14 protein-coding genes are annotated in these 24,533 nt (G+C 71.4%); 5 read left to right on the plus strand and 9 right to left on the minus strand.

Annotated elements, in window-relative coordinates; genetic code table 11:
* Nucleotides 1-3 precede the first annotated feature (3 nt).
* From pbpC to hemA, 3 genes are all read right to left on the minus strand, one after another.
* Nucleotides 4-2,208 carry a penicillin-binding protein 1C gene (gene pbpC, locus GGQ63_RS06950; protein WP_183853920.1) on the minus strand — a complete coding sequence of 735 codons (2,205 nt, stop codon included), beginning with the start codon at nt 2,206-2,208 and terminating at the stop codon, nt 4-6.
* Nucleotides 2,208-7,712, minus strand: coding sequence for an alpha-2-macroglobulin family protein (locus GGQ63_RS06955; protein ID WP_183853922.1), 5,505 nt, complete (start codon nt 7,710-7,712; stop codon nt 2,208-2,210). The genes pbpC and GGQ63_RS06955 overlap by 1 nt, the downstream gene beginning before the upstream one ends.
* A 329-nt stretch (nt 7,713-8,041) precedes the next feature.
* On the minus strand, nt 8,042-9,334 hold the full coding sequence (gene hemA, locus GGQ63_RS06960) for a 5-aminolevulinate synthase (protein WP_183853924.1): 1,293 nt from the start codon (nt 9,332-9,334) through the stop codon (nt 8,042-8,044).
* Between the two features lie 197 nt (nt 9,335-9,531).
* Here hemA and GGQ63_RS06965 point away from each other — a divergent pair, with 197 nt between their 5' ends.
* Nucleotides 9,532-9,999: a hypothetical protein gene (locus GGQ63_RS06965; RefSeq protein WP_183853926.1), complete on the plus strand. Its 468-nt coding sequence runs from the start codon at nt 9,532-9,534 to the stop codon at nt 9,997-9,999.
* Between the two features lie 186 nt (nt 10,000-10,185).
* Nucleotides 10,186-10,353 carry a YjiS-like domain-containing protein gene (locus tag GGQ63_RS06970; RefSeq protein WP_183853928.1) on the plus strand — a complete coding sequence of 56 codons (168 nt, stop codon included), beginning with the start codon at nt 10,186-10,188 and terminating at the stop codon, nt 10,351-10,353.
* Between the two features lie 54 nt (nt 10,354-10,407).
* Here the strand turns inward: GGQ63_RS06970 and GGQ63_RS06975 are convergent, their stop codons facing one another.
* Nucleotides 10,408-12,870: a heavy metal translocating P-type ATPase gene (locus GGQ63_RS06975; RefSeq protein WP_183853930.1), complete on the minus strand. Its 2,463-nt coding sequence runs from the start codon at nt 12,868-12,870 to the stop codon at nt 10,408-10,410.
* Between the two features lie 263 nt (nt 12,871-13,133).
* Here GGQ63_RS06975 and GGQ63_RS06980 point away from each other — a divergent pair, with 263 nt between their 5' ends.
* On the plus strand, nt 13,134-14,528 hold the full coding sequence (locus GGQ63_RS06980; protein WP_343061099.1) for a phospholipase D-like domain-containing protein: 1,395 nt from the start codon (nt 13,134-13,136) through the stop codon (nt 14,526-14,528).
* Here GGQ63_RS06980 and GGQ63_RS06985 read toward each other — a convergent pair.
* Nucleotides 14,519-15,475 carry a lysylphosphatidylglycerol synthase transmembrane domain-containing protein gene (locus GGQ63_RS06985; protein WP_183853934.1) on the minus strand — a complete coding sequence of 319 codons (957 nt, stop codon included), beginning with the start codon at nt 15,473-15,475 and terminating at the stop codon, nt 14,519-14,521. The two genes, GGQ63_RS06980 and GGQ63_RS06985, sit on opposite strands and share 10 nt — an antisense overlap.
* On the minus strand, nt 15,472-16,284 hold the full coding sequence (locus GGQ63_RS06990) for an endonuclease/exonuclease/phosphatase family protein (RefSeq protein WP_210308404.1): 813 nt from the start codon (nt 16,282-16,284) through the stop codon (nt 15,472-15,474). The genes GGQ63_RS06985 and GGQ63_RS06990 overlap by 4 nt, the downstream gene beginning before the upstream one ends.
* Nucleotides 16,285-16,481: 197 nt before the next feature.
* Here GGQ63_RS06990 and treZ point away from each other — a divergent pair, with 197 nt between their 5' ends.
* The gene (gene treZ / locus GGQ63_RS06995) at nt 16,482-18,320 is read left to right on the plus strand and encodes a malto-oligosyltrehalose trehalohydrolase (RefSeq protein ID WP_183853936.1); all 1,839 of its coding nucleotides are present in this window, start codon (nt 16,482-16,484) and stop codon (nt 18,318-18,320) included.
* Nucleotides 18,317-20,968, plus strand: a complete 2,652-nt coding sequence (gene treY, locus GGQ63_RS07000) for a malto-oligosyltrehalose synthase (RefSeq protein WP_183853938.1) — start codon at nt 18,317-18,319, stop codon at nt 20,966-20,968. Before treZ ends, treY begins: the two co-directional genes overlap by 4 nt.
* Here the strand turns inward: treY and GGQ63_RS07005 are convergent.
* The 3 genes from GGQ63_RS07005 to coxB are packed head-to-tail and all read right to left on the minus strand — an operon-like array spanning nt 20,952 to nt 24,531.
* The gene (locus GGQ63_RS07005) at nt 20,952-21,299 is read right to left on the minus strand and encodes a hypothetical protein (RefSeq protein ID WP_183853941.1); all 348 of its coding nucleotides are present in this window, start codon (nt 21,297-21,299) and stop codon (nt 20,952-20,954) included. The genes treY and GGQ63_RS07005 overlap by 17 nt on opposite strands.
* On the minus strand, nt 21,296-23,872 hold the full coding sequence (gene ctaD, locus GGQ63_RS07010) for a cytochrome c oxidase subunit I (protein WP_183853943.1): 2,577 nt from the start codon (nt 23,870-23,872) through the stop codon (nt 21,296-21,298). Before ctaD ends, GGQ63_RS07005 begins: the two co-directional genes overlap by 4 nt.
* Nucleotides 23,873-23,880: 8 nt before the next feature.
* Complete coding sequence (gene coxB / locus GGQ63_RS07015; RefSeq protein WP_246429639.1) at nt 23,881-24,531, minus strand: cytochrome c oxidase subunit II; 651 nt, start codon at nt 24,529-24,531, stop codon at nt 23,881-23,883.
* Between the last annotated feature and the right edge of the window lie 2 nt (nt 24,532-24,533).

Consider the following 24,533-nt stretch of genomic DNA (forward strand, 5'->3'; position numbering starts at 1 on the left):
GTCTCATTCGACGAACACCGTCACCCGGTCGGAGCGGCCGTCGGCATCGACCACCGAGAGGGTGACGAAGCCGGGCCCCTCCGGGGCATAGCTCTCGCTGCGGGCAAACGGCGAGCGCGCGATCGGCACGCCATTGGCGAGGAAGACGAAGGGCGGCCGGCCGTTCCGCACCTTGATGGCGAGCGGCCCGGGATCGCCGGCGGCGAAACCGAGATCGATCGCCACGCCGTCGGGCGGAAAGGCGATCTCCGGCAGGTCGTCGGCCTTGCCGGCGAGCACGGCGCGGCCACGGAAACGGCGCAGCGGCGCCGGCAGGTCGCCGGTGCGGGCGATGAGCGCACCGGCGGGTGCAGGCCGCAGCGGCGCCGGCTCATGGCCGAGCCGGTCGAAGGCCTCGAAGAGGATCGGCGCCGCCGTGCCGATGCCGGTGAGGCCGGTGACCGGCGCGCCGTCCGGCCGTCCGACCCAGACGCCGATCACCACCGATCCGTCGAAGCCGATCGACCAGGCGTCGCGATAGCCATAGGAGGTGCCGGTCTTGTAGGCGATGCGGCCACGCGCGCCGTTCGCCGGCGGCGGCACGTCGGCGAGGATGTCGGCGACATACCAGGCCGCGATACGGTCGAGCACCGGGGGGGCGGCCGCCTCCCGCACCGGCGCTGCGGCCTCCGAACCGTCGACGAGCGGAACGGGCGCGCCGCCGCGGGCGATCGCCGCATAGGTGGCGACGAGATCGCGCAGCGAAAGGCCGACGCCGCCGAGCCCGACCGCGAGGCCGGGCGCCGAGAGCTCCGGAAGCACCGGCGCGGCCGCCGCCCGCTTCAGCCGCGCCACCAGACGCGCCGGGCCGACCGCGTCGAGCACGGCGACCGCCGGCACGTTCAAGGATTCGGTGAGCGCGTCGTGCACCGTCACCGTGCCGCGATAGAAGCCGTCGAAATTGACCGGCGTGTAGCCGGCGAAAGCGGAAGGCCGGTCCTCGATCAGGCTCTGCGGATGGGCGAGCCCGTCCTCGAAGGCGAGGCCGTAGATGAGCGGCTTGAGCGTCGAGCCGGGCGAGCGCACCGCGCGCGTCATGTCGAGATAGCCGCCGCGGCCCTCCGTCGTGAAACCGGCCGAGCCGACCGAGGCGAGAATCTCGCCCGTCGTCTGGTCGGCGACGAGGATGGCGACCGAAGCCTTCGGCCCGGCGGCGGCGGCCCGCTCGGCGGCGAGCCGCTCGAGCCGCGCCTGCAGCCGGGCATCGAGCGTGAGACGGATCGCGCCGGCGCCGGGCTGCGCCCGCCGGGCGGCATCGCCGAGATGCGCGGCGAGAAGCGGGAAATCGCGCCGCGCGGCGGGCACGCGCTCGCTCTTCGCGGCCGCGGCCGCCTCGGCATCGATGGCGCCGGCCGCCGCCAGCCGGTCGAGCACGCGGTCGCGTGCCGCCTTCGCCGCGGCCGGGTCGCGGTCCGGCCGGCGGGCCTCGGGCGCCTGCGGCAGCGCGACGAGCAGCGCGCTCTCGGCGAGCGTCAGCCGGCGCGGCTCCTTGCCGAACCAGGCGAGGCTCGCCGCCCGCACGCCCTCGATATTGCCGCCATAGGGGGCGAGGGCGAGATAGAGATCGAGGATCCCGTCCTTCGACAAGTCGGCCTCGAGCCGGCGGGCATGAACGATCTGGCGCAGCTTCTCGGAAAGGCCGCGGGTCGGCCGCGCCTCGATCAGGCGGGCGACCTGCATGGTCAGGGTCGAGCCGCCGGAGACGATGTGACCGGAGCGGACGAGCTGCCATGCGGCGCGGCCGATCGCCCGCCAGTCGACGCCGTGATGGTCGCGAAAGCGGCGGTCTTCATAGGCGCAGAGCATGGCGAGGAAGGCCGGATCGACCGCGTCGCGCGCCACCGGCAGGCGCCAGCGCCCCTCGGGCGTCGTGTAGGGCCGCAACAGCGCGCCGGTGCGGTCGAGCACGACGGTCGAGCGGGCGAGCTCCGCCGCCTGGGGCGTCGCCGGGAGCGAGCCCTCGATCGCCGCGATCTCGCCCGACAGCCAGGCGACGCCGAGAAAGGCGCCGAAGGCGGTGGCGGTGAGGGCGGCCGTGATGCGGCGAGGCCATTTCCCCGCCGCCCTCCCCGCGGAGGCGGGGATCCCTCCCGCCGCGCCGTCCTCGGCCTGCGGGGTTCCGGGTCTCGCCTGGCTCGCCCGGGATGACGGACGACGAGGTCGTGACATCACCGCATCGCGCCGACGATCTCGACCGCGCCGGTATCGGTGCGCGCCCACCGGTCGGGATCGTACATGTCCTCGACGGTCGCCGCCGGGTGGACGAAGGTTCCGGGCGAGACGGCGCGCGCCGTATAGGCGACGGAGAATTCGAGCGGATCGGAGGCCGAGCGCGTGACGGCGGCGAGGAAGCGGTCGGTGCGCGCCTCGGTATGGGCGACATTGGTCTCGACCGACAGCCAGTCATAGCTCGCCGTATCGCCCGAGCGCGAGATGTTGGGGTTCTCGATCTCGAAGCCCGCCGGCAGTCCGTCCGTCACCATCAGCCGGCCGAACCGCCCTTCGGTCGCCGTCACGGTCAGCACCACCACCATCCGGTCGTTCTGCGCGACCGTCGACGGGTCGATTTCGGAGCCGTCCGTCGCGTAATAGGCGCGGGCGATCGAGAAGCCCACCCCACCGGCCGGCTCCGGAACGGCCGGGACGCCGGTGATGGTGAGCGCCGCGTCGAGCGCCGTCGTGCCGGTGTTGGCGATGGCGAGCGGCCGGTCCTCCACCTCTGTGCCGGAGAGCTTGCGGAAGAGCGGCAGGTCGGCTGCGACGCCGTCGACCTCGGCCGAGCCCTTCGCCATGCCGTCCATCAGCGCGGCGGCGGCGAGGAGCGTCCAGCTCTGCTCCTGCGTCGAGACGGCGCGGCGGGTCGCGCGGGTCTCCGACACCCTGTCGATGAGCGCGCCGAGATCGAGCCCGTTCTGGCCCGTCTCGGCCGCGAGGGTGAGCACGCCCGCCTCGTCGCGGAGCGCCGAGCCGTAATCGTCGCGGCCGCCCGACTGCGGACCCGCGCCGGCGCGGGCGTCTCGATAAGCCGCCTCGAAGACGCGCTCGGCCCGGGCCCTGTCGCCATAAAGGGCGAGGCCGGCGCCGATCTGCGCCTTGGCGAGCGGCGTCGCGAAGGCATCGAGCTTGGTCTCCGCATAATAGCGCAGGTCGCCGATCGCCGCCCGGCCGTTGCGGGCGAGCACGTAGAGCGCATAGGCGATCGCCTCGCCGCCGCTTTCGAAATCCTGCGCATAGGCGAGCTTGTTGGCGAGATTGTCGACGGCATTGCCGAAGGCGACCTCGGGAACGGCATAGCCGACCGCCTTCGCCCGGGTGAGGAAGTCCGTCACATAGGCGTCGAGCCAGAGATCGTCCCAGCCCGGCCCCCACAGGCCGAAGGAGCCGGCGCCCGACTGGTTGGCGAGCACGGCGCCGATCGCATCCGCGACGCGCTTCCGGATCTCGGTGTCCTCGGCGATGCCGATCGTCGCCGCCACCTGGTTGAGATAGAGGAGCGGCATCGCCCGGCTGGCGATCTGCTCCGTGCAGCCATAGGGATAGCGGTCGAGCGCGTCGATCAGCGTCGCCACGTCGAGCCGCGCCGGACCGCCGAGGCCGAGCGTCGCGCTCGCCGTGCCGGGCACGAAATCGGCAAAGGCGGCGCCGTTCACCGTCAGCCGGCCGGTCTGCGGCGCAAGCGCGACGAGCGACCGGCGCGACACCGGCGTCCCGGCCGGACGGATGCCGAGCGCATAATCCTTCGGGAAGCGCTCGCCGTCCGGCGCGGCGAGGTCGACCGTGATCGTGTGATCGCCGATGTCGACCGCCTCGATCGGCAGGACGAGGGTGACCTTCTGCTTCTCGGCGAGGGTGACGATGCGGGCGGCGTCCTCGGACGCGAGGGCGAGGCCGGCGGCGCCGATCGCGAGCGTGTAGTCGCCCGCTCGGCCGGCGACATTGTCGATCTCGACGAGCAGCCGGCTCTTGTCGCCCGGCGTCATGAAGCGCGGCAGGCTCGCCGAGACGACGACCGGATCGCGCACGATCACGTCCTTCTCGGCATGGCCGACGCCGGCCTTCGACCAGGCCATCGCCATCACTCGCACCGTGCCGTTGAAGTCCGGCAGGTCGAAGGAGACCGTGGCGCGGCCGTCATCGTCGACACGGACGACACCGGAATGGAAGGCGAGCAGCTTCTGTGTCGGCGGCGGCGCCTTGAGCCCGGCCGAACCGCCATCGCCGCCCGAGCGCAGCACGCCGGGCACGCCCTGCATGCGGTCGATCAGCTGGCCGTAGAGATCACGGATCTCGGTGCCGAGCCGGCGCTGGCCATAATACCAGCCGTCCGGGTCCGGCGTCCTGAAGCCGGTCAGGTTGAGAATGCCGACATCGACGGCGGCGACCGTTACATAGGCCTCCGTCCCCGGCGCGAGATCGCGGAGCGTCACGGGGATCGCCATGGCCTCGCGCGGCCGCAACTCGGCGGCGACGTCGAGGGCGAGATCGAGCTTGCGCTCGCCCGGATCGACCGCCAGCCAGGAAAGGCCGAGGGCGCGCGCCGGCATGCGCTTCGCGGCGATGTCCATCGGCCGGTAGAGCGCCGCCGTCACATAGGCGCCCGGCCCCCATTCGGCGGTGACCGGCAGCGCCACGGTGGTGCCGCCCTCCGGCACCTCGACCGTCTTCATGGCGATCAGCCGGTCGTCGATGACGGCGACGAGCGCGACGCCGGCGAAACGCGCCTCGAGGCGCAGATGGGCGGTGTCCCCGACCTTATAGCGCGGCTTGTCGAGCGACACGCCGAGCATGTCGGGCGTCTCCGAGCCGCCGGCGGCGTCGACATACCAGCCGGCGTCGAAATCGACGCTCGAGGCGGTCGTCGCCGCGCCCGACAGCGTCGCGGTCAGGCGGTAATGGCCCCAGTCCACCGGCAGAGAGAGCTTCGCCGGCTCGCCCGACGCGGCGAGATCGAGCGCGCCGTCGGCGATCTTCTCCGCCGAGGTGATCGGCTCATAGTTCCAGTTGCCGTCGCGGCGATACCATTGGTAGGTCGTCGTCAGCCGTTCGAGCGTCCAGGCGACGCCCGCGGCGGCGATGCGCGTGCCGTCGCCGCCGATCGCGACGAGCATGAAATCGGCCGGGCCGCCCTCGGCGACGCTGCCGTCGAAGGCCGGCCGGATGCCGAGCCGCGGCCCGCCGGCGTCGACCGGCCGGCTGAGCCGCCGTTCGACCGCCCGGCCATTGGTGTCGGTGACGCGCACCACGATCTCGGCGTTCCACAGCCGCGTCGTCTCGGGCAGCGTCGGCACCGTGGCCTCGAAGGCGGCGGCGCCGTCCGTATCGGTGAGGCCGGTGGCGCCGAGCGTGTCGCGCACCGTCGGGGCCGGATCGTCGGCGAGGCCGAAGCGATAGCCCGGATAGGCATCGAGCGTCGCGGTCGGCGTCGCGATCACCTCGCCGTCGACCGCGAGATCGCCCGCCGGCGCGCCGTAGAGGTAGCGCGCGGCGATCGAGAGCGGCAGCGCGCCGCCGGAGGTGAGCCGCTCGGCCGGGCTGTCCGCCTCGAAGGCGAGCCGGTCGGGCTCGAAATCCTCGACGAGCACGGAGATTTCGGCGATCGGTGCGCCCTTCGGATCGACGAAGAGCTTGAACCGCCAGGCGCCGCGCATCGCCTCGGCGGCGAGCGGCACGGCGGCGTGATAGCCCCCCAGCCCCTGATCGGCGATCTGCTCGCGCGACGCCTCGACCGAATCCGGCCGCTCGACGACGAGGGTGAGCGGCAGGCCGTCGACCGACTGCGCGCGCGAATCGCGCAGCAGCGCCGTCAGATGCACCGTCTCGCCCGGCCGGTAGATGCCCCGCTCCGGCGTCAGGAAGGCGTCGATCGCCGCGGGCGCCGGCCGGCCGTCGACGCCGCGATCGGCAAGGTCGAACGGCGTCTTCTTCAGATCGAGGAAGGCATAGTCGCCGGCATCCGTCTCGGCGACGAGGAGCTGCGGTGCCATGCCGCCGGCGCCGCGGGCAAGGCCGGGCTCGAAGCGGACATGGCCGTCGGCGTCGGTCGTCGCCTCGCCGAGCACTTCGTCATTGGTGGCGACGAGCTTCACGCGGGCGCCGGCGAGCGCCTTCGCCGAGCCGAGCGAGCGCACGAAGGCGTGCACCCCGTCGGTGGCCGAGAGCGCGGTGAGGCCGAGATCCGAGACGATGAACCACTGCGTCGCCTGCGTCCCCCACTGGTTCTGCTGGTCGAGCGCGGCGCGCCCGACGATCACATAGACGCCCGGTTCGGCCTTGCCGACCGCCTCGGTGATCGGGATCGCCGTGGTGATCGTCTCGTTGAGCGTGCCGCCCTTCACCTCGATCTCGCCCTGCCAGACGAGCGTGCCCGAACTGTCGCCGATCTGATCGGCGGCATAGCGTTCGAGCTGGCGAAGGAAAGTGCCGTCGCGCACCGCAGAGGCGAGCGCGCGGTCGCCGATCCGGTAGACCTTGGCGTCGATGCGGTCGGCATTGACCGAATCGATCGGGATCGAGGCCTCGCCGCCCGCCGGCAGCACATAGGCCTTGCCGGCGAAGCCGACCCAGGGCGCCCGGTCGCGGACATAGCTCGTGATCTCGACCTGGCGCGCGAGCGCCTCATCGTCGGCGGCCGGCAGGCCGGGCCGCACCCGCACCGTATAGCGACCGCCATGCTTCAGACCTTCGACACAGACCTGATTGTCGCGCGGCTCGATGGCGAGACCGGTGCCGCCCTCGACGGTGACGAAATCGGCGATCGGCGCGCCGGGCTTCAGACTGTCCGAGAAGACGATGCAGAGCCGCGGCGAGGCCGAATCGGCGTCGACCTCGTTCGAGACGACGCGGAAGCCGTATTGCTCGAGCGCCCGCTCGTAATCGGCGGCGACGGCGGCGTCGGCCTCGAGCCCGCGGCTGGCGCGATAGGCCTTCAGCGCCATCCTGCCCTCGCCGCGCTTCTCGAACGCCCGGCCGAGCAGCGCGAGCGCCTGCGCCCGCTCCGCCGGCCCGGTCATCCGCAGATAGGCGGCGATGACCGCGGCCGTGCCGTCGGTCTTCGCCTCGTTCTGAGCCTGCCAGTCCTGCGGGCTGCGGCCGAGCGCGGCGCGGGCGAGCGCGAGCCAGTTCGCCGGATCCTCGGGCGACAGGGCGAGCAGTCCGATCGCCGCGCTCGACGCGGCCTCGAAATCGCCGCCCGACAGGGCCTGCGCGAGATCGGCCGAGAGCGTCGCGGCGCTGCGGGACTCGCCCGCAGCGCGCTGCGCGAGCGCGCCCTCGAGGGCGCGCGCCTCGTCCATGAACCAGGGCATGACGAAGCCGAGCTCGTCGCGCCGCTTCACCGTCTCGCTCTGCGACAGGGTGGCGACCGGCACGATTCGGCCGGCCGTGGCCCCGGGCGCCTGGGTCAGCGTGCCGAAATCGGACTTCAGGAAGCACCAGCGCGCCTTCTCGTTATAGGTGAAGGCACGGCAGGATTGGTCCGCCGTGCAGGCCGCGGTGCAGGCGTCGAGATCGACATCCTTCAGCGTTTCGAGATCGAAACCGGGATAATCGGCGTTCCGCGTGGTGACGACACGCTGACCCGCAGCCTCGTCGCGCGCCGCGGCCGGCCCGGCGGCGAGCGCGGCGAGACCGAGCACCATCAGCGCATGGCGCGCGAAACGGCGAAGACCGCGCATCGAAACCTCCCGATCGATCAGCCCAGCCCTGCCGCGACACTACGTCCGCGCCGCCCCGCCCGCAAGCCGGGGCGGATTCCGGGGGCCTCGGTCAAGACTTTGACGGCGTTGTTCTTTTTATGTCGCGTTGGCGGCCTGTGTCCGGCGTCACAGGGTTCGCTCCACGGGGGCGCCCGCCAATGCGTCGCCGCAGGAGAACGCCTCGCCGCGGCGATCGGCCGGGGCCGAGCGGCCCGAAGCCGGGCGGCCGAACGCTATCGGAGCGGCAGAACTGGAGGCGGCGGAGCCGGACAGCCCTTCGCTCCCGGCGCACGCCCCTGCCGCGACCGTCAGCCGCCGGCGGGCGGGAAGACGGCGAGGCGGGTCAGGTCGCCACCCGCGGCGGCGACGCGCGGCACGGCCGCCGGCGCGGTCCGGCCGAGCGGCAGCCAGAGCCGATGCCAGACATCGACCAGCGCGTCGCGCAGCACGGCGATCTCCGCCTCGCCGTGGAACGGCGTCGGGGTGATGCGCAGCCGCTCCGTGCCGCGCGGCACGGTCGGATAGTTGATCGGCTGGATGTAGATGCCGTGCTCCTCGAGAAGCATGTCCGAGGCGCGCTTGCAGAGATCGGGATTGCCGACGAAGACCGGCACGATGTGGGTTTCGGATGGCATCACCGGCAGGCCGGCCTCGGCGAGCACCTGCTTGACCCGCGCGGCATTCGCCTGATGGGCGGTGCGCTCGGCCTGCGAGGTCTTCAGATGGCGGATCGAAGCGGTCGCCGCCGCGGCGATCGCCGGCGGCAGGGCCGTCGTGAAGATGAAGCCCGGCGCATAGGAACGGACCGCGTCGACCACCGCCTTGCTCGCCGTGATGTAGCCGCCGAGCGTGCCGAACGCCTTGGCGAGCGTGCCTTCGATGACGTCGATGCGGTGCATCTGGCCGTCCCGCTCGGCGATGCCGGCACCGCGCTGGCCGTACATGCCGACCGCATGGACCTCGTCGATATAGGTCATCGCGCCGTATTTCTCGGCGAGGTCGCAGATCGCGCCGATCGGGGCGATGTCGCCATCCATCGAATAGACGCTCTCGAAGACGATCAGCTTGGCCCGTTCGGCCGGGATCTCCTTGAGGAGCGCCTCGAGATGGGCGAGGTCGTTGTGGCGGAAGATGCGCTTCTGCGCGCCGGAGCGGCGCACGCCCTCGATCATCGAGGCGTGGTTCAACTCGTCCGAGAGGATGACGCAATCCGGCAGCAGGCGGGCGAGCGTCGAGATCGCCGCCTCGTTGGAGACAAAGCCGGAGGTGAAGACGAGGCCGGCTTCCTTGCCGTGCAGGTCGGCGAGTTCGGCCTCGAGCTCGACGAGGGGATGGTTAGTGCCGGAGATGTTGCGCGTGCCGCCGGCGCCGGCGCCCATGCCGTTCGCCGCACCGGTCATCGCGGCGAGCACGGACGGGTGCTGGCCCATGCCGAGATAGTCGTTCGAGCACCAGACGGTGATCTCGCGCGCGACGCCGTCGTGACGCCAGATCGCCTTCGGAAAACGGCCGACGATGCGTTCGAGATCGGCGAAGACCCGGTAGCGCTTCTCGGCGTGCAGGGCCGCGATCGCATCGTGGAAGAACGACTGATAGTCCATTCCGACGCCTATGATTGGAGCGCTTCAAAACTAGTGGCCCGGACGCTCCCTGTCCAACGCCAGTTTGCCGCGGTCTCCGGAGGGAGGACGGGGTGTTAGCACCGCCCGGTTCGACGGGGTGTGACGAAGCACACGCACGCCGCCATGGGCCATGGCGCAATTTACCGCATCTTCAGAGGTCGAGGCGCATCAAGAGGGTGGTCGAGGGCGCCGCCTTGAACATTGATTTCCATCAACTGTCCTTCCTTCTCGTCGAAGACAACGGTCATCTGCGTGCCGTGCTGCGCGGCATGCTTGAGGGTTTCGGCGTGCTGCGCATCGAGGAGGCGGCCGACGGCGCGACCGCCCGCGCGGCGCTCGCCGCCGCGCCGCCGGCCGTCCTCGTACTCGACCGCGACCTTGCCGACGCCGCGTTGACGCTCGACGCCGCCCGCGCCGTCGCGCCGCCGCCGGCCCTGATCCTGCTCGCGGGCGAGGGCGCCAACGCCGCTTCGCTGGGCTCCCCGGGCGTTACGGTCCTCGCGAAGCCGGTGTCCGCCCGGGCCTTCCACGAGGCGCTCACCGCCCTTTTCGGCGGAACTTCGGCCGCCCCGCCCGGTTCGCCCGCCGAACCGGCGGAGGGTGCCTCCCGTTCCGACCCCGCAGCGGTGCATGGCGAGGCCTGAGCGCCCGCCTTCATCCTCCTTCGTTGCGCCGCCCACATCGCTCTACCCGTGCTGTTGCGGTGCGGCAAAGCGCGCAGCCCTGGACTGTCGATATCCGCGGCGGCCCTGCCTATATCCTGAGCAGGATAGTGCGCGTCTCCTGAGCATCGGGATGACGACACAGGCAATGGATGGACGGAGACGGGAATGTTCAACCTTTTGAAAGAGCAGATCGAAGGCGCGCGGGCCCGGCGCCGGCTGCGGCATCTCGACGACCGGCTGCTCGCCGATATCGGCCTTACCGGCCAGGATGTCCGCTCCGAACTGTCCGACCGCTACACCCGTATCGCGCTGCAGCAGCGCCAGTTCTTCTGATCGATCCCGGACAGCCGGGACGGCCGGCGCTTTCGCCGGCCGCCGGGGTGACGGTCAGAGCCGCAGCGTCCTCAGCCGCAGCGCATTGCCGATCACGCTGACCGAGGACAGCGCCATCGCCGCCGCGGCGAGCATCGGCGAGAGCAGCAGCCCGAGCACCGGGTAGAGAACGCCCGCGGCGATCGGCACGCCGGCGGCGTTGTAGACGAAGGCGAAGAACAGGTTCTGCCGGATGTTCGCCATCACCGCCCGGCTCAGCCGGTGCGCCTTGACGATGCCGGTCAGATCACCCGACAGGAGCGTGATCCCGGCGCTCTCGATCGCGACATCGGTGCCCGTTCCCATCGCGATGCCGACATCGGCCGCGGCGAGCGCCGGCGCGTCGTTGACGCCGTCGCCGACCATCGCCACCACGCGGCCCTCCCGCTTGAGAGCCGCGATCACCGCACCCTTCTCCTCCGGAAGAACCTCCGCCCGCACGGTATCGATGCCGAGCCGGTGGCCGACGGCCTCCGCCGTCGTGCGGTTGTCGCCGGTGAGCATGACGACGCGCAGACCGGCCTCGTGCAGCAGGCGGAGCGCCTCCGCCGTCGTCTCCTTGACCGGATCGGCGATGGCGATCGTGCCGACCGTCCGGCCGTCGACCGCGACGAGAACCGCACTCGCGCCCTCGGCGCGCAGCCGGTCCGCCTCGTCCTCCAGCGCCGGCGCGGGCGCGATGCCCTGTTCGGCGAGGAAGCGGCGGTTGCCGATCGCGACGCGCCGGCCGCCGACCTCACCGACGACGCCCTTGCCGGCCGGCGCATCGAACCCGGCGACCGGCGCCGGGACCAGGCCGCGCCCCTTCGCCACCGCGACGATCGCCGCGCCGAGCGGATGCTCGCTCGCCGCCTCGACGCTCGCCGCGAGCCGCAGCATCTCGTCCTCGGCCATCCCCGCGGATCGCATGGCGGTGACGCGCGGCTTGCCCTCGGTCAGCGTGCCCGTCTTGTCGACGACGACCGTATCGACGCGCTCCATCCGTTCCAGCGCCTCGGCATCGCGGATCAGCACGCCGGCCTCGGCGCCGCGGCCGACGCCGACCATGATCGACATCGGCGTGGCGAGCCCGAGCGCGCAGGGGCAGGCGATGATCAGCACGCTCACCGCCGCGACGAGGCCATAGGCCATCGCCGGCTCCGGCCCGAAATATGCCCAGGCGAGGAAGGCGGCGACCGCCGCCGCAATGACGAGCGGCACGAACCAGGCGGCGACCCGGTCGGCGAGGCGCTGGATCGGCGCGCGCGAGCGCTGCGCCTTGGCGACCATCGCGACGATCTGCGACAGCATGGTGTCGCGGCCGACCCGCTCCGCCCGCATGACGAAGCCACCCTGGCCGTTCAGCGTGCCGCCGATCACCGGATCGCCCGCCGCCTTCGCGACCGGCAGCGCCTCGCCGGTCACCATCGATTCGTCGAGATGCGAGCGGCCCTCGACCACGACGCCGTCGACCGGCACCTTGTCGCCCGGCCGCACCCGCAGCCGGTCGCCCTCCCTCACCTCGGCGAGCGGCACCTCGCGCTCCGCCCCGCCTGCCTCGATCCGCCGCGCCACTGCCGGAGCGAGATCGAGCAGGGCGCGGATGGCGCCCGATGTGCGCTCGCGAGCGCCCAGTTCGAGCACCTGGCCGACCAGCACGAGGAGCGTGATCACCGCGGCCGCCTCGAAATAGACCGCGACGGCCCCGTCATGGCGGAAGGCGTGCGGAAAGAGTTCAGGCGCGAGCGTCGCCACGACGCTGTAGACATAGGCGACCCCGGTTCCCATCGCGATCAGGGTGAACATGTTGAGCGCCCGGTTCCGCACCGAGGCGACGCCGCGCACGAAAAACGGCCAGCCCGCCCACAGCACGACGGGCGCGGCGAGGACGAGCTGCAGGAAAGCGGAGAGGCGCGGCGCGATCAGGCGATCAAGGCCGAGGAAATGGCCACCCATCTCGAGCACCACGACGGGAACGGCGAAGAGCGCACCGATCTTCAGCCGGCGCGTCATGTCGGCGAGTTCCGGGTTGGGGCCGGCCTCCGCCGTCGGCATCTCCGGCTCGAGCGCCATGCCGCAGATCGGACAGCTGCCCGGGCCGACCTGCCGCACCTCGGGGTGCATCGGGCAGGTGTAGATCGTTCCTTCCGCGACCGGCGGAGCCGCGGGCGGCGTCACCGGCGGCGCCAGATAGCGGCCGGGATCGGCCTCGAACTTCGCCCTGCAGCCGGCGCAGCAGAAATAATACGTCTCGCCGTCATGAACCGTCGAATGCTTGGCGGTCGCGACCGTGACGGTCATGCCGCAGACCGGATCGCGCGCCGTCTCGGCCCTCCCCGCCGCTTCGCCCGAACAGCAGGCGCCCTGCGCGGCGTCTGCGCCGGCGGCGGCCGAAGGCACGCCGTGATGGTGATGGTGGTCGTGATGGGCGTGCGGCGTCGGCGCATGATGCCCGCCGCTCGCGCAGCAGCCTTCGGCCTGTCCGTGCTTCTCAGTCATCGCGGTCTCCCGGATCGATCGGACCCGAAGATGGGGCTTCCAGCGACGGGAAGGTCAAGGGGCGGTTCGATGCGGTGCCGGAGCGGAACGCACCGGCCGGCGCCGCATTCTTCTGCGAGCAGCCGCCGCGCAGCCCGCGCGGCGGGCCTTTCGCCCGGCCGGTGATGAGCGCGCAAGCCCAAGTCCACTATCCCGCTTCCCCTTCCCTCCCGGCGCGCGCCACGAACCCGACGCTGTTCGAACCGGGGCGGAATTGCTGCACTGTGGCGACCGCCGACCGCGCCACCGTGCTCGTCGACGGCTGCATCTATTTCGCCGCACTCGACGAGGCGCTGCGGGGCGCGCGGCGGTCGATCCTCATCGTCGGCTGGGATTTCGACGGGCATCTCCGCCTCCGTGCCGACCGCGAGGGCGACGACGCGGTTCCGCTCGGCCCGCTGCTGCGCCGGCTCGTCGAGGAAAACGAAGATCTCGAGGTGCGCGTCCTCGTCTGGAGCGTCGCCGTCGTGCACGCCCCGAGCGCGCCCGGCGAACTGCTGGTCGGCGGGGCCTGGCAGGACCATCCGCGCATCCGCGTCCGGCTCGACACCACCCATCCGATCTATGCCGCGCACCATCAGAAGATCGTCTGCATCGACGGGGCGCTCGCCTTCGTCGGCGGCATGGACCTGACCGTCGACCGCTGGGACACGCCCGAGCATCGGCCCGAAGATCCGCGCCGGCGCCTGCCGAACGGCGATCTCTATGGGCCCGTGCACGATCTCCACATGCTCGTCGACGGCGAGGCGGCGCAGGCCGTGTGCGGTCTCGCCGAGACGCGCTGGCGGCAGGGCACGGGCGAACCGCCGTCCAAAAAAGGCGACTGCGCGGCCGATCTCTGGCCCGCCGGTCTGCCGGTCGAGTTCCGCGGCCTGCGGCTCGCCCTGTCGCGCACCCAGCCGGCCTGGGGCGAGCGACAGGCGGCTCACGAATCGGCGCGGATGACGGTCGACCTCATCCGCGCGGCCCGGCGCAGCATCCTGATCGAGGCGCAATATTTCAGCGCTGCGCCGATCGGCGCGGAGGTCGCCAAGCGGCTCGCCGAACCCGACGGACCGGAGATCGTCGTCATCGTCAGCCGGTCCGCGCACAGCCTGCTCGAGCGTTTCGTGATGTGCGAGAATCGCGACCGGCTGATCCGCCGGCTCGTCGATGCCGATCGGTTCGGCCGCTTCCACATCCATTCGCCGATGGTGTCCGACGAAAGCGGGCGGACCGCGATTCTCGTCCACTCGAAGCTGATCCTCGTCGACGACCGGCTGATGCGGATCGGCTCGTCCAACATGAACAACCGTTCGCTCGGGCTCGATACCGAACTCGACATCACGCTGGAGGCCGCCGAGGAAGACCAGGCCACGGCGATTACGGCCTTCCGCGACCGGCTGCTCGCCGAACATCTCGGCACGACGCCGCGGCAGGTGGCATCCGCCCATGCCGCGACCGGCTCGATCGCCGGGACGATCCGCGCCCTGGCCGGCGGACCGCGGACGCTCGATTCGATCCGCGATCTCGCGCCGCGCGGTCCCCGCCGGCCGATGCCGGGCACGGCGATCTTCGATCCGAAGCGCCCCTTCGAGCCGCTCTGGTTCCTGAAACGGCGGCGCCGCCGTCAGCGCTGAGCCGAACGGCCGCGGAAGACGAGTTCGGCCACGGCGAAGACGAGGCTGCCGATCGCGAGCGGGGCGAGGAAATAGATCGCCCGGAAGGCGATCAGCGCGCCGATCAGCCGGGCGCCCGGCAGCATGTGCTGGATCACCGTCTCGATGACACCCGCGCCACCCGGCACATGGGTGACGAGGGTCGCGACGTTCGCCGTCACATAGGCGGAGACGGTATCGGCGTAGGAAGGCTCGGCCACGGCCTGCAGCACCTGGTGCAGACAGGCGGCGACGAGGGCGAAATTGACCGTGCCGACCGCCACCTGCGCTGCGGCGCGCCGGGCCGAGGGCATGGCGAAGCTCCAGCTCCGGATGCGGAGCGGCTGCCGCAGCCGGGCGGCGAGCCCGATATAGGCGAGCGGCACCAGGCAGCACAGTGCGGCGATCGCATAGACCACGCCCGTCGAAAGACCGGCGAGATCGGTGGCGAGCGTCGGATCGAGCGCCAGCCCGATGCCGGCGAGCATCGAAAGGCCGAGCCCCACGGTGACCCCGCAGAACAGCACGACCTTCGCCACGGCTTCCGTATCGAGGCCCCAGCGGGCGTAGAAGCGATACCGGATGGCGCCCGAACTCAAGCCCGCGAAGCCGATATTGTGGCCGAGCGACAGGCTGCAGAAGGAGGCGAGCGCAGCCTGGCGATAGGGCAGCGGCCGGCCGGCATAGCCGAGCGCCAGAAAGTCGAACACGGTGAGCGCGAGATAGCTCGCCGCGGCGAAGCCGGCGGCACCGGCGAGCCGCGGGCCGGGCAGGCCTGTCACCGACGCAACCAGATCATCGAGGGAATAGCCGGCGAGCGTCCGGTAGAGCAGGAAGCCGCCGAGCGCCACGGCGGCGAGGCCGATGCCCCAGCGCAGCAGCCGCTTCCCGGCGCGCCCGCTCGGGGAGGCATCCGCAGCGGCGCTCATGCGCCGATATCCATGCCTTCCGGCACTGCGACCTTTGTCTCGGCGGGGATGGTGAGGTCGACGCTGAGCGGCACGTGGTCGGAGGCGATGCGCGCCGTGCGGCTCCTGAGCAGCGTCACGTCGCGCACGGCGATGTCGCCGTAGAGAAAGACGTGATCGAGGCGCAGCAGGGGAAAGCGGGTCGGAAAGGTGGCCCGCGGCGGCCGCTCGATCAGACGCTGCGCATCGCGCAAATCGGTCGTCAGCCGGCGATAGGCGGCGGAATCGGGCACGGAGTTGAAATCGCCGAGCAGCACCGCCGGAGGCCGCATGTCCGGCCGGGCGAACCATTCCGGCCCCATGATCACCTCCGCCTGCATCCGCCGCTCGCGGTCGCGCAGGCCGAAATGGGTGTTCACGACCTGCAGCCGGGCGGCGCCGAGATCGATCTCGACCCACAAGGCGCCGCGCTCCTCCCACAGCCGGCCGGGCGGGCGCGGCAGCGAGGCCGCCTTCACGAGCCGCATCGGATAGGTCGACAGCACGGCGTCGCCATAGAGCTCCTCTTCGAGCCGGAGCGCCGGGAAGAAGTGGACCTGCATCTTCAGGGCCTCGGCGATCTCCATCGCCTGGTCGACATGGCCGCTGCGCGGCCGGTGCGCGTCGATCTCCTGCAGCGCGATCACGTCCGCGCCGCTCTCGGCGATCACCGACGCGATCCGCTGCGGCGAATAGCGCCGGTCGAGGCCGAGACAGCGATGAACATTATAGGTGAGGATCCGGAGCGGGACCGCTCCGGGTATCTGGGGGCGTGTGGCAGAGGGCGACAAGGGCGGCGCGATCCTTGAACTCGTGGCGGGGTGCCCGTGGCGGGCGCTTTGCCGGGACAATGCGCCCGGCAGCGCAGCGATCCCAGAGCAATCGTGCCGCAGGCTTGCACATGCGCCGCTCCATCTTGCTGCGGTGCAGGAACCGGCCGACGCGACGCGCCGTTGGGTGAGCCTTCTCGAGCGAGCGAGGCTCCCCCTTGGACACTTTCGTCAACCCGGCCGCTGCAGGAGCCGCCTCGCCGGCCGCAGCGGGCCGTCGGTTCGGCCCCCGGCTTCATTCGCGAGGCGTCGAATTCCGCCTCTGGGCACCGCTGCAGGACGAGGTCAGGCTCGAACTGGACGGCGGCGCGCCGCAGGCGATGACCCGCCACCCCGACGGCTGGCACGGCCTCGACGCCGCCGGCGCCGGTCCGGGCGCGCGCTACCGATTCGTGCTCGCGGACGGTAGCGCCGTGCCCGATCCCGCCTCGCGGCACCAACCCGAGGACGTGCACGGCCCGAGCGAAGTGGTCGACACCGCCGGCTTCGGCTGGACCGATGCCGGCTGGCGCGGACGGCGCTGGGCCGAGACGGTGATCTATGAGCTGCATGTCGGCGCCTTCACCGGGGAAGGCACATTCGCCGCCGCCATCCCGCATCTCGCCGCGCTCGCCGAACTCGGCGTCACGGCGATCGAATTGATGCCGATCGCCGATTTCCCAGGCCGCTGGAACTGGGGCTATGACGGCGTGCTGCCTTTCGCCCCGGACTCCCGTTACGGCCGGCCTGAAGATCTGATGCGGTTCGTGGACGCCGCACACGGCCTCGGCCTGCAGGTCATCCTCGACGTCGTCTACAACCACTTCGGGCCGGAAGGGAACTATCTCCCCCTCTACGCGCCGATCTTCGATCCACAGCATCATACGGCCTGGGGCGCGGCGGTGAATTTCTGCGGCGATGACGCCGACGAGGTGCGCGCCTTCATCATCGAGAGCGCGGTCTGCTGGGTCACCGACTACCATATCGACGGGCTGCGGCTCGACGCCGTGCACGCCCTTCTCGACGAGGGTGCGCCGCACATCCTTGAAGAGATCGCCACAAAGGTCCGCGGAACAACCGACCGAAGGGTGCATCTCATCGTCGAGAACGAGGAGAACGACCCGCGCTGGCTCGAGCGGGACGAGACGGGCGTCGCGCGGCTCTATAGCGCCCAGTGGAACGACGACGTCCATCACGCCCTCCATACCGCGCTGACGGGCGAAGGCGAGGGCTATTACGGCGACTATCTCGGCGATACGACCAAGCTCGGCCGGGCGCTCGCCGAGGGTTTCGGCTTCCAGGGCGAGCTGATGCCCTTCAGGGGCAGCGCCCGCGGTGCGCCGAGCGGACATCTGCCGCCGACGGCCTTCATCGCCTTTCTGCAGAATCACGACCAGATCGGCAACCGCGCCTTCGGCGAGCGGATCGCAGCGCTCGCCGATCCCGCCGCCGTTCGGGCGGCGACGGCGCTCCTGCTCCTCCTGCCGCAGATCCCGCTCCTCTTCATGGGCGAGGAATGGGGCTCGAAACGGCCATTTCTCTTCTTCAGCGATTTCGAGGAGGGCATGCGCGACGCGATCCGCAACGGCCGGCGGAAGGAATTCGCCCACTTCGCCGCCTTCTCGAACGAGGAGAGCCGGGAGCGCATTCCCGATCCGACCATCGAGGAGACCTTCCTGGCCGCGAAACTCGACTGGAGCGAAGCGGAGACGGAGGCGGCACGTGCACACCGCGCCTTCTGCCGCGACCTTCTCGCCCTGCGTCGACGATCGATCGTGCCGCTCCTCGCCGATGGGCTCGCGGCGGCCGGGACGTTCGAGGTGCTCGGCCCGCAGGCGGTCCGCGTCGACTGGCGCTTCGCCGGCGGTGATCTCGTCCTCCACGCCAATCTCGGTCCGGCGCCCGTCCTCCTCCCCCGCCCCCCGCACGGCACGTCGCTCTGGACAGAAGGCCGCCTCGACGGCGACCGGCTCGCTCCCGCTTCCGTGCTCTGGACCCTCGCCGAGGCCCCCCGATGACCGACAGCCAAATCCCCCGCGCCACCTACCGCCTGCAGCTCGAAAGCCGCTTCGGCTTCGACGACGCGGCCCGCGTCGCGCCCTATCTCGCCGAGCTCGGCATCAGCCATCTCTATCTCTCGCCGATCCTCACCGCCCGGCGCGACAGCACGCATGGCTACGACGCCGTGCGCTTCGACGAGGTGAGTCCCGACCTCGGCGGCCGGGCCGGCCTCGAGCGCCTGTCGGAAACGCTCGCCGCGCACGGCATGCGCCTCCTCGTCGATTTCGTCCCCAATCATATGGGGGTCGGCGGCGACCGGAACGCGCTGTGGCTCGATCTGCTCGAGCGCGGACGGGACTCCGAAGCGGCGCGCTGGTTCGATGTCGACTGGTCGCGTCATGACGGCCGGGTGCTCGTGCCCTTTCTCGGCGAGCCTTATGGCCGGGCGCTCGGCTCCGGCGCGCTGACGATCCGGCTCGACGCGGAGGATGGCGGCCTCGCCGTCTGGGCGCACGAGGCGCACAAGCTGCCGCTCGCACCCGAGACCTATCGCGACGCCCTGCCCCCGGAGTTTGCCGAGGGGCTGGATGGCGACCCTGCGGCCGCTAAGGCCGCCCTCTCCGCGCGGCTCGCCGACGAGCCGGTGCGCGAGGCGATCGAGCGTCATCTCGACGCCCTGAACGGCGAAGCGCGGGAGGAACGCGGCGGCTCGCGCCTCGCGGCACTGATCGCGGCGCAGCACTGGCGCCCGGCGCATTTCCGCCTCGCCGCCGACGAGATCAACTATCGCCGCTTCTTCAATATCAGCGATCTCGCCGCGATCCGGATCGAGGACGACGCCGTCTTCGCCGACGCGCATCGGCTGCTCTTCGATCTGATCGAAGCGGGCATCGTCCATGGCGTGCGGCTCGATCATGTCGATGGCCTGCTCGATCCCGCCTCCTATTGCCGCCGCCTGCGCGCGGCCAGCCCGCGGCCGATCTATCTCGTCGTCGAGAAGATCCTCTCGGCCGATGAGATGCTGCCGCAGGATTGGGGGGTCGACGGCACGACCGGCTACGACTTCGCCAATCTCGCGCTCGGCCTGATGATCGATCCGGCCGGCGAGACGCCGCTCACCGAGGCCTATCGCCGCTTCACGGGCGAGAGCCGCGGCTTCGCCGAGATCGCGCGCGAGAGCAAGCAGGCGATCATGCGTGACGAGATGGCGAGCGAGCTCGCAACCATCACGGCGCGTCTCGCCGCCCTCGCCGCGGCCGAGGCCGACACCGTCGACCTCGCACCGGCCGCGCTCCGCCGGGCCGTTGCCGCGATCCTCACCGAGTTTTCGGTCTATCGGAGCTATGTCGCCGCGGAGGGGCCGGTGACCGAAGTGGACCGCCGCGTCATCGGCCAGGCGGTCCGCCGTGCCCGGCGCCGCCATCCGATGATCGACCCGGCCGCCTTCGATTTCGTCGCGGCGGTGATGACCCTCACCCTGCCGGCCGGGACCCATCCGCCCGAGGCGGTCCGCGACGCCGCGATGCGGATCCAGCAGTATAGCGGGCCCGTCATGGCGAAGGGCTGCGAGGACACCGCCTTCTATCGCTACAACCGGCTGCTCGCGCTCAACGAGGTCGGCGGCGATCCCGATCGTTTCGGCCTGCGCGTCGACGCCTTCCACAGGGCAGTGGCCCGGCGCGCGGCGGTTCATCCGCATGCCGTGCTCGCCACCTCGACGCACGACACCAAGCGCGGCGAGGACGCCCGTGCACGGCTCGCCGCGCTGTCGGAGCGGGGCGACGAATGGGCGGCCGTGGTGGAAGGCTGGAGCGCGACCCTGCACGAGCGGGCTGCGGCGGCGCCGCAGGCGGCGCAGATCAGCCGCAACGACGAATACGCCTTCTATCAGATCCTCGTCGGCGCCTGGCCGGCCGATCCGAGCGCGATCCTCGCCGACCCGGGCGCCATCGATGCGCTCCGGGAACGCATCGAGACGACGATGATCAAGGTGGTCCGCGAAGCGAAGCAGGAGAGCTTCTGGGTCGCGCCGAACGAGGCCTATGAAGCGGCGGTGCGGACCTTCATCGGGCTGGCGCTCGGTGACGACGGCTTTCTCGGCGCGGTCGGGTTGTTCGTCGAACGGCTGGCGCCCGCCGGGCTGCGCAACAGCCTGATCCAGACCGTGCTCAAGCTCACCCTGCCGGGCGTGCCCGACATATACCAGGGCGCCGAGCGGCTCGACCTCGGCATGGTCGATCCGGACAACCGCCGGCCGGTCGATTTCGAGCGGCGCGCGGCCTCGCTCGCGTCGAATGACGAGGAGGGCGAGACGCCGGACGGCGTGAAGCAAGGGCTCGTCGCCGCCCTGCTCGCGCTGCGCCGCCGGTCGCCCGCGCTCTTCGAGAACGGCACCTACGAACCGGTCTTCGCCGAGGGCACCAACGCAGCGCGCATCTGCGCCTTCCTGCGCCGCCATGCCGGCGAGGGCCTGCTCGTCGCCTGCCGGCTCGGACCGGAGGAGGAAAACGGTCCCCTCCGCCTCGCCCTGCCGGAGGACGTGCCGGCCGAGGGCCTGCGCGACGCACGCGCCGGAGATGCGCCGGCGAGGCTCGACCAGGCACTTTCTGAGGCACCGGTCGCGGTGCTCACCTGGAGCGACGCCGACCTCAGCGACAGGTCGTGAGGACGAGCACGGCGGCGAAGGTGACGACGGTCGCGGCCGTCGCCGCCACCGCCGCGCGGAAGGCGACCGGCCGCAGGAAGCCCTCGGCGGGCTCATCGGCCGGGCGGACGGGCCGCAGCGCGACGGCGAGCCCCCCGCTCGCCGCCACCGCGACGGCGAAGAGCGCGACGAGCTGCGCCCGCTGCAGGGTGAGGCCACCGGCCAGTTCGATCCTGTGCCAACCGAGCCGGCAACCGACCGACAGGCTGCCATAGAGAAGGATAAAGGCGGCGAGCCAGAGGCCGAAGCCGGCGGCGAGCGCGACGAGCGCGAGCGGGTGGCGGGTTCTCAAGGGGGCCCTCCCTCGACGCCCGGCACCGCCGGCAGCACCACACCGAGCAGCGACAGCCCGCAGAGAAAGGCGAGGCCCGCAATGCCCGCCGCGGCGGAATAGCCGTGCCAGAGGGCGCCGAGCCGCAGATCGAGGCTCCGCGTGGCGGAGAGGAAGCCTGCCCGCATCCGCCACAGGCCGAAGCCGGCGAAGAGCGCGGCGATCAGCGCGTGCAGGATCAGATAGGCGAGCGTCACGAAGGTGACGGCCCGGCTCGCATGGAGGGTCGGATCGCCGAGCCCGCCGATGACGGGAAGGAGGAGCGCGACCGCCGCGAGGGGGAGCACGAGCGCCGCGAGAAGGGCTGCCGCCGGCGAACGGCCGGCGACGAGCCGCCGCACGGCGAAGGCCGCCGCCGCGGCCCCTGCGACGAGCGCCGCACCGGCGCCGATCAGCAAGGCCGGCGGCAGGACGATCGGTGGCGCCGGCACGGCCGGCCCGACGACGGCGAGAAAGACGCCGCCGAAGAGAAGCGAGCCGAAAAGGGTCGCATCCGCCGCGAGGGTGAAGACCATCGCCCACCAGGAGGGCGGCCGCGCCGCCTCCCAATGCGGCGGCGCCGTTTCCCCCATGCCGATCGGCAGCGGCCCGCTGTCCGCCCGGGCGCCGCAACTGGGCGTCCAGGCGAGAAACAGCGCGAGCGTCGCGGCGAGGCCGAGCAATGCGACCAGATAGAGCTTGAAGAGCAGAGCGAGCACCACCGCGCCCGTGGCGAGGCCGGTCGCGAGCGGCAGGTAGGTCGGCTTCGGCAGGACGACGACCTGCTGCGGCGCGCCGCTCGCCATCTCCACCGCAAGGGTCTCCATCCGGCCATCGCGGTCGAAGCCGAGATAGCCCTCGCCGCGGGCGAGCGCCACGCCGATCGCGCCGGGGTCGAGCCGGTCCGCCCGGTCGGCGATCCGCGGCAGCGCGGCGAAGGCATAGGCCGGCGGCGGCGTCGGCGTCGCCCATTCGAGCGTCCGGGCCTGCCACGGATTGCGCCGGAAGCGCCGGCCGAAGCGGAGCTGGACGACGATATCCATGACGAAGAGCGCGAAACCCATCGCCGTCAGGAATCCGCCGACCGAAGAGAGGAGGTTGAGCCCGTCCCAGCCGGCCGATTCCGGATAGGTCCAGACCCGGCGCGGCATGCCGGCGAGGCCCGTCAGATGCATCAGGAAGAAGGTGAGGTTGAACCCGACGAAGATCAGCCAGAAGGCCGGCACGGCGAGCCGCCGCTCGCAGGCGCGGCCGGTGATGTGCGGCAGCCAGTAATAGGTGGCGGCGAGCATCGGGAAGACGAAGCCGCCGACCAGCACATAGTGGAGATGCGCGACGACGAAATGGGTGTCGTGCGCCTGGAAATTGAACGGCACCATGGCGAGCATGACGCCGGTCAGCCCGCCGATGACGAAGACGGCGAGAAAGCCGCCGAGATAGAGCATCGGCACGTCGTAGCGCGGCCGGCCGGCGGCGATCGTGCCGAGCCAGGCGAAGATCTGCACCGCGGTCGGAATGGCGACGAGGCCGCTCGCCGCCGAGAAGAAGGCGAGCGCGAGATGCGGGATGCCCACGGTGAACATGTGGTGCACCCAGAGGCCGAAGGAGAGGAAGGCGACGGCCATGACGGCGACGACGACGGTGCGATAGCCGACCAGTTCGTGCCGGGCGAAGGTCGGGATCATCATCGACACCGCGCCCGCCGCGGGCAGGAAGATGATGTAGACCTCGGGATGGCCGAACAGCCAGAAGAGATGCTGCCAGAGCAGCGGGTCGCCGCCCCGCAGCGGGTCGAAGAAGGGGAGGTCCGCCGCCCGCTCGAGCTCGAGCAGGATCGAGCCGAGGATCAGCGGCGGGAAGCCGAACAGCATCATGAAGGCGGTGATCAGCAGATACCACGCCATGATCGGCATGCGGTCGATCGACATGCCGGGGGCGCGCAGCTTGAGCACGCTCACCGTGATCTCGATCGCCGCGGTGAGCGCCGAGATCTCGACGAAGGTGACGCCGAGCAGCCAGACGTCGGAATTGATCCCCGGCGTATAGGTCGAGGAGGTGAGCGGGGTATACATGAACCAGCCGCCGTTCGGCGCCACGCCGGCGACGAGCGCGGCGACGAGGATCGCCCCGCCGAAGACATAGCACCAGAAGCCATAGGCGGTGAGCCGTGGAAAGGCCATGTCTCGCGCGCCGAGCATCTTCGGCAGCAGGTAGATCGCAAATCCCTCGAACATCGGAATGGCGAAGAGGAACATCATCACGCTGCCGTGCATCGTGAAGAACTGGTTGTAGACGTCCGGTCCGACGAAGGCGGTCTCCGAGGTGGCGAGCTGGACACGGATCAGCATGGCGAGCGCGCCACCGATCGCGAAAAAGACGAAGGCAGCGATGATGAAGCGTTTGCCGAGCACGGTGTGGTTGACCGCCGACAGCCGGCCGAGGCCGGGCGGCGTGCCCCAGGCGGCCGAGAGCGCCTTGTGCAGGCGGATCGGCGACAGCCGCGGCGGTTCGGACGGCGGTGTCGGCGTTGCGGGAGGAGCGTCGGGGTCCGTCATGCGCTCGGTCACTGGCCGGTCTCCCGTGCGAGGCCGGCGAGCACGTCCGCATAGCGCTCCGGCGGATGCGCCTCGACGCGGAAGAACATGGCGGCATGGTCGGTGCCGCAGAATTCCGCGCACACGCCGCCATAGACACCGGGCGCATCGGCGCGCAGCCGGATGCGGGTGACGTGACCGGGGATGGCGTCGATCTTGCCGCCGAGCCGCGGGATCCAGAAGGCGTGAATGACATCCTCGCTGATGACGCGGAACGCGACGTCCTCGCCGGCCGGAATGTGCAGCGTGCCGGTCGACACCGCGCCCGCCGCACCCGGATAGCGGAAGCTCCATTCCCAGCGCCGCCCGATCACCTCGATCGCGCCCTCGTCCTCCCGCGCCGCCGCGACGAGCCGCTCGCCGAGCACGAAGGCGGCGGCGAGGAGGAGCAGGAGGATCGCGCCCGGCAGGGCGAGCCCGCCCCACAGGATCAGCCGGCGCTCCGGCGCGGCGCCGAGGAGGGCCGGCCGCCGCCAGACGATGGCGAGCGCGACGAACACCGCGAGGAAGATGATGGTCGCGCCGGCGGCCATGATCCACCACAGGAGCGCGACATTCGCGGCGACCGGCCCCGCGGGCGCGAGCGCCGAATAGGGTCCGCCGCACGCCGCGAGCGCCAAGG

The organism is Prosthecomicrobium pneumaticum, from assembly GCF_014199915.1.
GTDB classification, from domain to species: Bacteria; Pseudomonadota; Alphaproteobacteria; order Rhizobiales; family Kaistiaceae; genus Prosthecomicrobium; species Prosthecomicrobium pneumaticum.

What these genes read in the sequence shown, in the direction of transcription:
- pbpC (WP_183853920.1), bottom strand. Translation starts at nt 2,208, where the DNA reads ATGTCACGACCTCGTCGTCCGTCATCCCGGGCGAGCCAGGCGAGACCC.
- GGQ63_RS06955 (WP_183853922.1), bottom strand. Translation starts at nt 7,712, where the DNA reads ATGCGCGGTCTTCGCCGTTTCGCGCGCCATGCGCTGATGGTGCTCGGT.
- hemA (WP_183853924.1), bottom strand. Translation starts at nt 9,334, where the DNA reads ATGGACTATCAGTCGTTCTTCCACGATGCGATCGCGGCCCTGCACGCC.
- GGQ63_RS06970 (WP_183853928.1), top strand. Translation starts at nt 10,186, where the DNA reads ATGTTCAACCTTTTGAAAGAGCAGATCGAAGGCGCGCGGGCCCGGCGC.
- GGQ63_RS06975 (WP_183853930.1), bottom strand. Translation starts at nt 12,870, where the DNA reads ATGACTGAGAAGCACGGACAGGCCGAAGGCTGCTGCGCGAGCGGCGGG.
- GGQ63_RS06985 (WP_183853934.1), bottom strand. Translation starts at nt 15,475, where the DNA reads ATGAGCGCCGCTGCGGATGCCTCCCCGAGCGGGCGCGCCGGGAAGCGG.
- treY (WP_183853938.1), top strand. Translation starts at nt 18,317, where the DNA reads ATGACCGACAGCCAAATCCCCCGCGCCACCTACCGCCTGCAGCTCGAA.
- ctaD (WP_183853943.1), bottom strand. Translation starts at nt 23,872, where the DNA reads ATGACGGACCCCGACGCTCCTCCCGCAACGCCGACACCGCCGTCCGAA.